The sequence below is a fragment of the Prevotella heparinolytica genome (genome assembly GCF_004342845.1).
GTDB lineage: Bacteria > Bacteroidota > Bacteroidia > Bacteroidales > Bacteroidaceae > Bacteroides > Bacteroides heparinolyticus.
Genome location: NZ_SLXB01000035.1, coordinates 21020 through 27857 on the forward strand (window position 1 = coordinate 21020; position 6838 = coordinate 27857).

General features: G+C 43.2%; 8 protein-coding genes. 6 read left to right on the forward strand and 2 right to left on the reverse strand.

The genetic code is table 11. The features are described 5' to 3' along the window. The first annotated feature begins 94 nt into the window (after positions 1-94). From EV202_RS13905 to EV202_RS13920, 4 genes are all read left to right on the forward strand, one after another. Complete coding sequence (locus EV202_RS13905; protein ID WP_106068360.1) at positions 95-268, forward strand: histone H1; 174 nt, start codon at positions 95-97, stop codon at positions 266-268. Between the two features lie 100 nt (positions 269-368). Next, complete coding sequence (locus tag EV202_RS13910; protein ID WP_131927491.1) at positions 369-1631, forward strand: putative DNA modification/repair radical SAM protein; 1263 nt, start codon at positions 369-371, stop codon at positions 1629-1631. An 87-nt stretch (positions 1632-1718) separates the two neighbouring features. Further along, positions 1719-2492, forward strand: coding sequence for a TIGR03915 family putative DNA repair protein (locus EV202_RS13915; RefSeq protein ID WP_131927492.1), 774 nt, complete (start codon positions 1719-1721; stop codon positions 2490-2492). Positions 2493-3344: 852 nt separating this feature from the next. Next, on the forward strand, positions 3345-3809 hold the full coding sequence (locus tag EV202_RS13920; protein WP_125239727.1) for a MaoC family dehydratase: 465 nt from the start codon (positions 3345-3347) through the stop codon (positions 3807-3809). On the opposite strand, the gene EV202_RS13925 is transcribed toward EV202_RS13920, so the two are convergent. Continuing rightward, positions 3802-4107 (reverse strand): nitrous oxide-stimulated promoter family protein, encoded by a 306-nt coding sequence (locus EV202_RS13925; RefSeq protein ID WP_131751266.1) that lies wholly within the window; start codon positions 4105-4107, stop codon positions 3802-3804. The genes EV202_RS13920 and EV202_RS13925 overlap by 8 nt on opposite strands. Before the next feature lie 118 nt (positions 4108-4225). Between EV202_RS13925 and EV202_RS13930 the strand changes: the two genes are divergently transcribed. Both EV202_RS13930 and nfo read left to right on the forward strand, forming a co-directional pair. Next, positions 4226-4534: an MGMT family protein gene (locus tag EV202_RS13930; RefSeq protein WP_106068366.1), complete on the forward strand. Its 309-nt coding sequence runs from the start codon at positions 4226-4228 to the stop codon at positions 4532-4534. Positions 4535-4547: 13 nt separating this feature from the next. Continuing rightward, positions 4548-5381 carry a deoxyribonuclease IV gene (gene nfo, locus EV202_RS13935; protein ID WP_131927493.1) on the forward strand — a complete coding sequence of 278 codons (834 nt, stop codon included), beginning with the start codon at positions 4548-4550 and terminating at the stop codon, positions 5379-5381. 268 nt (positions 5382-5649) lie between these two features. On the opposite strand, the gene msrB is transcribed toward nfo, so the two are convergent. Next, positions 5650-6723 carry a peptide-methionine (R)-S-oxide reductase MsrB gene (msrB, locus tag EV202_RS13940; protein WP_131927494.1) on the reverse strand — a complete coding sequence of 358 codons (1074 nt, stop codon included), beginning with the start codon at positions 6721-6723 and terminating at the stop codon, positions 5650-5652. Positions 6724-6838 lie beyond the last annotated feature (115 nt).

Here is a 6838-nt window from a genome sequence, read left to right on the forward strand (position 1 = left end):
CCGATTATTTCAAAAAAAGTATCGTTTTTCTGTATTTATTTCGAGAAAGAATGTATTTTTGCCAGACATTATTAACGAAGTAATTAAAAGTATTATGAAAGAATTAGTTGAGAAAGTGGCAGAATTGTATGCTGCATTTGAAAAAGATGCAAAAGCACAGTTGGAAAATGGTAACAAAGCTGCCGGAACACGTGCGCGCAAGGCCTCCTTGGAAATTGAGAAAGCAATGAAGGCTTTCCGTAAAGCATCTCTGGAAGCTGCGAAGTAAGCGAAGAAAAAGCAAGAAAATGCTGTGAAAGACTGCCATAATAATCGGCGGTCTTTTTTGTTTTGAGAGGTTTTATTACTACATTTGGCACGATAGAAAGATGGATGAACGTGTACTTGGAAAATTGAAGATACTGGCTGAGTCGGCAAAGTATGACGTCTCTTGCTCCTCCAGCGGTACAGTGCGCTCCAATAAGGCGGGCACACTGGGTAATACTGTGGGCGGTTGGGGAATCTGTCATAGCTTTGCCGAAGACGGGCGTTGCATCTCATTGCTCAAAGTGATGCTCACTAATTATTGCATCTACGATTGTGCTTACTGTATCAACCGCCGTAGCAACGACCTGCCGCGTGCCACGCTTTCGGTAACCGAACTTGTGGAGCTTACGATGGAATTTTATCGCCGAAACTATATCGAAGGATTGTTTTTGAGCAGTGGTGTGGTGCGCAATCCGGACTACACGATGGAACGGCTGGTGCGTGTGGCCAAAGACTTGCGTGTGGTTCATCGTTTTAACGGCTATATTCATCTGAAGAGTATTCCCGGTGCCAGCCGTGAGTTGGTGAATGAAGCCGGATTGTATGCCGACCGTCTCAGTGTCAACGTAGAAATACCGAAAGAAGAGAATCTGAAGATGCTGGCTCCCGAGAAAAATCATGAGAGTGTCTATGCGCCGATGCGATACATTCAACAGGGAGTTTTAGAAAGTTCGGAGGAACGTAAGAAACACCGTCATGCTCCTCATTTTGCTCCTGCAGGACAAAGCACTCAGATGATAGTGGGGGCTACTGCCGAGACGGATAAGGATATATTGCATCTTTCGTCGGCATTGTATAAGAAACCTTCCATGCGTCGCGTCTACTATTCGGGCTACGTCTCTGTGAATACATATGACAAGCGTCTGCCGGCATTGAAGCAACCGCCTTTGGTACGTGAGAACCGCCTCTATCAGGCCGATTGGCTGATGCGTTTTTATCAATTCAAAGTAGAAGAAATTGTGGATGACGCTTATCCCGATTTGGATTTGGAGATTGATCCTAAACTATCTTGGGCCTTACGGCATCCTGAACAATTTCCTGTTGACGTGAATAAAGCGGATTATGAAATGTTGCTCCGTGTGCCGGGCATCGGAGTGAAGTCGGCACAACTGATTGTAGCTTCCCGCCGCTTCTCCAGAATAGGGTTTTATCAACTGAAGAAGATGGGGGTGGTAATGAAAAAAACACAATATTTTATTACTTGCTGCGAACTGCCGATGCGTACAGTGAACGAATTGACGCCTCAAGGTGTGCGCAGCTTGTTGCTGCCCAAGTCTCGAAAGACGAAAGGGGAGGACGGACAATTGCTGCTGGATTTCAAGTAAGGGATGTTTTCTTTATTATTTTGACACAGCTCGTTGCTGAAAATCCGAATAAACTCAAAAACATTTCTATAAAGACTAAGAATTGAAATGAACATCTTTTTCTTCGACCGGACTTTCGAGGGGCTGCTGACCGCTGTTTTCGATGCTTATGTGCGTCGCATTTTTCCTGATATACTGCTTGGAGAAGAAGAACCCTTGCCTTTGTTTTACGACGAAACATTTACGGTGATTACCGATGCAGAGAAAGCTGCCCGTGTGTGGAAAGGACTGGAAAAGAAACTTTCGGCTTCTGCTCTTGGCTGTTTGGCACAGTGCTGGTTGGCAGAAGAGCCGGAAACTCCGATACTGCTGTTTCGTTATATTCGCAAGGCAATAGATGTACCTCGTTCTATCGAGACCAATTTTGCCGATCCTGATGTGTTGGAATTTTCGCGCATGTGGAAGCGTGTGGACTGGGAGCGTGTACGTTTGCTGCAATTTATCCGCTTTCAGAAAGCGGCGGACGGAACATTCTTTGCTGCCGTAGAGCCGGAAAAGAATGCTTTACCTCTTGTAATCGACCATTTCCGTGACCGGTTCGCCGACCAACCTTGGCTGATATACGACATCAGGCGCGCCTACGGTTATTACTACGATTTAAGGCAAGTGCGTAGAGTGACTTTCGATGAAGACAGTTGCGAGGCACATCTTGTCACCGGTATGCTTGATGAGAGTTTGATGGATAAGGACGAAAAACTTTTTCAATCTCTTTGGAAGGCCTATTTCAAGGCCATTTGTATCAAAGAACGCCTTAATCCCAAAAAACACAGGCAAGATATGCCCGTGTGTTATTGGAAGTATCTGACGGAGAAACAGCAATAGTAACTAATTCATTTTTATTGATGTATGCATATCTGCTATCCTAATTATAACACTATTTATCTGTTGTAATCCGATAGAACCGGCAGAGTTTTCTTCTCAAGCCCATCTGTATTATGGGTATGATTCATAGATATTAAAAATATCTTTTGAAGCTGAACCTCCTTATTGTATAGTGAAGAACTTATATCATTTAGAGTGTTTTCTTCTATATGAGTTATTCTATCTATAATTTCTTGTTTTCTCCAAAGAATATAGTTCATTCTAAAAGCAAATTCTTTTGAAAAATATAATCAAATATTCCTCTTAAAAAGCAAAGAAAAAAAGATGTGATTGTCTTAGTCCTATACTGATCCTACATCAGTCGTATACTCATCCTGCATCAGTCGTATACTCATCCTACCCCCTCTCAGAAGATGCTCTGGCGTGGGTATTCTTTCCTCCGTTTTTTTTGTCGGGAATGGATTTGAAATGGTAAATAAATTTGTCGAGTGCCATTGCTGCTTTTCTCTTTGAAAAGAAATCCGTCATCAACCTTGTTTTTTGTTTATGACGAAGCATTACGGCTGTATCGTTTCTATTCCGATTTTACCTAAAGTGTCTTATGGATAAAATGAGTGTCTTGTCTCTTATCCTACCACTTTTAATATCTACTTTTTTGTACGTGCAGGAATAAAAGAATATATTTGTGCAGTTTTTTCCATCTGTTTTACGAAGTCTCGAATATCGTTCATTCGTGTTTCTTGCAGATACATGTAGGGCGGGGGAATGTATTTGTTCAATTCTTTACACTAAGACAGGCAGATGATAGCGTGCAAATGGAACGTGTAACTATATAATAAAAACAGTGTATTTATGAAGAAAGTGATTATCAACTCGTATGAGGAATTTGAAAAGCTGGTAGGCCGGCAAATCGGTGTTTCGGATTATGTAGATCTTCCTCAGGAACGCATCAATCTTTTTGCCGATGCAACATTGGACCATCAATGGATTCATGTAGATGCAGAACGCGCCAAGGTAGAGAGTCCTTTCAAGAGCACCATTGCACATGGATATCTCACTTTGTCGATGTTGCCCTACCTGTGGAGTCAGATTATTGAGGTGAATAATCTGAAGATGATGATAAACTATGGCATGGATAAGATGAAATTCGGTCAGGCCGTGTTGTCGGGGCAGCGCATTCGTTTGGTGGCTGATTTGCACTCCTTGTCCAATTTGCGTGGGGTGGCAAAGGCAGAAATTAAGTTTGCTATTGAGATTGAGGGAGAGAAGAAAAAAGCACTCGAAGGCATAGCCGTTTTTTTATACTACTTCAACTAAAACTTTCTCTCCATAGGTGGCGGATGGCTGCTATGGGATGATATAGCAGCATCCGCGGACCGGAATATCGCATAATTGCCCGCATCCGCTCTTTCATTTCCGGTTTATAGCAATGCACGGTGCAGAGCCTGCAAGTCGGTTTCTTTTCTTCGAAAGGGCAACGGGAAAGACGGGCATGTGCATATTCCAATGTCTTCCGGCATTGCTGACATAGCTTACGGTTTCCCTCTTTCTGCCTGCAATACAGCCGTACCATCTGCTCTATGGTCTTTTTTTCCTCTTCGATGCGAGATAACATACGAGATACTATCGGTAGTGATTTAAATGATAGAGCAAATATAGAACTTTATTTTGATTGCGGAGAATGAGGAATTGTCTTGATTTTGTTTTATATTCGTTTTCTCAAACCGTCATTTATGGACAAAGACATTTTCAGGCAAGAAGTTTACGACATAGTTGCCGCCATTCCTCCGGGCTGTGTGTTGACGTACGGGCAAATAGCTTACCTGATAGGTAAACCTCAATATTCCCGTATGGTGGGGCATGCCATGCACAATGCTCCTTCGGAGTTGCATTTGCCTTGTCATCGGGTGGTGAACAGTCAAGGACGACCGGCACCTTACTGGATGGAACAAAGAGAATTGCTTGAAGCCGAGGGTGTGAGATTTAAAAAGAATGGATGTGTAGACATGAAACAGGCGCAGTGGGAATTTATGAAAGAATAAATAGAATGGAAAAATGAAATTTATAGGTGCACATGTATCGGCAAGCGGCGGAGTTGAATGGACTCCCGTCAATGCCCATGAGATAGGGGCAAATGCTTTTGCCCTGTTTACTAAGAATCAGCGTCAGTGGGTGGCAAAGCTCCTGACAGACGAGAGTATCGAACTGTTTAAGGAGAATTGCGTGAAGTATGGCTTGGATGCCTGCCACATTCTGCCCCACGACAGCTATCTGATAAATCTGGGACATCCGGAAGCAGAGGGGCTGGAGAAGAGCCGTGCTGCTTTCTTGGACGAAATGCAGCGTTGCGAGCAACTGGGATTGCGCATGCTGAACTTCCACCCCGGCAGTCATTTGAATAAGATTTCCGTAGAAACATGTCTGGACAGAATAGCAGTGTCCATCAACATTGCTTTGGAGAAGACACGGGGCGTGACCGCCGTCATCGAAAACACGGCCGGTCAGGGGAGCAATATAGGGAATGAGTTCTGGCATCTGAAGTATATCATCGACCGTGTGGACGACAAGTCGCGTGTAGGTGTTTGTCTGGACACCTGCCACACTTATACTGCTGGTTATGACATTGTGAATGAATACGACAAAGTGTTTGATGAATTTGAAACAGCAGTAGGCTTTCATTATCTTCGTGCCGTTCACCTGAACGACTCCAAGAAGCCTTTGGGAAGCCGGGTAGACCGGCATGACAGCATAGGCAAAGGATTGATCGGACTTGATTTCTTCAAACGTTTCATGACGGATACCCGTTTTAACGATATGCCGGTTGTTCTGGAAACGCCCGATGAATCGCTTTGGGCAGAAGAAATCAGGATGCTGAGGAGTTTTGAGTAAGAGCGGAAAGATGTAAGTCTCTCATTTTCGGCCTGCCTTTTGCCTTAAAAACAAATGATGGGAGTATATAGAATATTTTAAGCGCAGAAGATGCAAGTGTTCCTTTTAAGGGAATAACAGCGTCTTCTGCGTTTTTGGTATTGGAGAGTAAAAGTTGTATATTGCTTTGCCGTGATTTCTCGTACTTTAAGTATCTCCTGCAGATGTTTATTAAACGGTTTTACTGCTTTTACTAAAGGTTCTCTTTATTTTTTTTAGTAATAAATAGTTACTTGTTTAATAGTGGAATATATTCTTCATATCCTTTTTCTTTCATTTTTTCCTTGGGAATAAACAGTAAGGCCGCGCTGTTGATGCAATATCTCATTCCACCCTTTTCTTTGGGGCCGTCGTTGAATAGATGTCCCAAATGAGTATCGCCTGTTTTACTGCGTACTTCCGTACGAATCATGCCGTGTGAGTGATCAGCTTTTTCCGTTATGAGAGATTTGTCTATGGGTTTGGAAAAACTCGGCCAACCGCAACCGGAATCGAATTTGTCGGTGGAAACAAACAGCGGTTCCCCCGTGGTGATATCCACATAAATACCGTCTCTCGACTCATTCCAATATTCGTTGTTGAAAGGTGTTTCGGTAGCATTGTTGCGCGTCACGTTATATTGCATTGGGGTGAGTTTTTTCTTTAGAGAAGCGTCATCCATACGGGTATATCTCTTCTTTGGGGAAGGGGCAGGGTTTGCCTCTTTGGCTGCTTGGAATAATCTTTTCGGGATATGGCAATATCCGTCGGGATGTTTGTCTAAGTAATCCTGATGATACTCTTCGGCCGGGAAATAATTTTCCAAGGGCTTGTACTCCACAGCAATCGGTTTGGTATGTTTCGCGGCAAGCCGGTTTATCGAGGCCTTTATGAGAGGCTCGTCCGCTTTATCGGTATAATAAATACCCGTGCGGTACTGCGTGCCCGCATCATTTCCTTGCTTATTGACACTGATGGGGTCGATTGTTTCGAAAAACAGCTCCAGCAACATTTCCGGGGTGAGCTGCTTGGGGTCATATTCCACTTTCACGGTTTCAACAAATCCTGTTTTTCCCGTCGATACGGTTTGGTAGTCGGGATGGCTGCCCTTGCCGTTGGCATAGCCGACTTCTGTCTTAATCACGCCGCGGATTTGTTTCAGGTAATGCTCCGTACCCCAGAAACATCCTCCGGCCAGATAGATTTCCTTTTTCACGTTTTTAACTTCTTTCGTCATATCTTTTTTCTTTTGTAAGGTTTGGGGGCTTGCAAAAACAAGAGAGAAAGCCCCAAGCAAGAGAATTGCAATACTTAATGTTTTCATTGTTTATCTGATTATATTTGTTGAAGTGATTTAAACTAATTGATCAAATGATAAACAGCGTACTAATAGCTAAAATTGTTATATTATGGGTGAGCAAACTCATTCATAACAACAT

What these genes read in the sequence shown, in the direction of transcription:
- EV202_RS13905 (WP_106068360.1), top strand. Translation starts at nt 95, where the DNA reads ATGAAAGAATTAGTTGAGAAAGTGGCAGAATTGTATGCTGCATTTGAA.
- EV202_RS13910 (WP_131927491.1), top strand. Translation starts at nt 369, where the DNA reads ATGGATGAACGTGTACTTGGAAAATTGAAGATACTGGCTGAGTCGGCA.
- EV202_RS13915 (WP_131927492.1), top strand. Translation starts at nt 1,719, where the DNA reads ATGAACATCTTTTTCTTCGACCGGACTTTCGAGGGGCTGCTGACCGCT.
- EV202_RS13920 (WP_125239727.1), top strand. Translation starts at nt 3,345, where the DNA reads ATGAAGAAAGTGATTATCAACTCGTATGAGGAATTTGAAAAGCTGGTA.
- EV202_RS13925 (WP_131751266.1), bottom strand. Translation starts at nt 4,107, where the DNA reads ATGTTATCTCGCATCGAAGAGGAAAAAAAGACCATAGAGCAGATGGTA.
- EV202_RS13930 (WP_106068366.1), top strand. Translation starts at nt 4,226, where the DNA reads ATGGACAAAGACATTTTCAGGCAAGAAGTTTACGACATAGTTGCCGCC.
- nfo (WP_131927493.1), top strand. Translation starts at nt 4,548, where the DNA reads ATGAAATTTATAGGTGCACATGTATCGGCAAGCGGCGGAGTTGAATGG.
- msrB (WP_131927494.1), bottom strand. Translation starts at nt 6,723, where the DNA reads ATGAAAACATTAAGTATTGCAATTCTCTTGCTTGGGGCTTTCTCTCTT.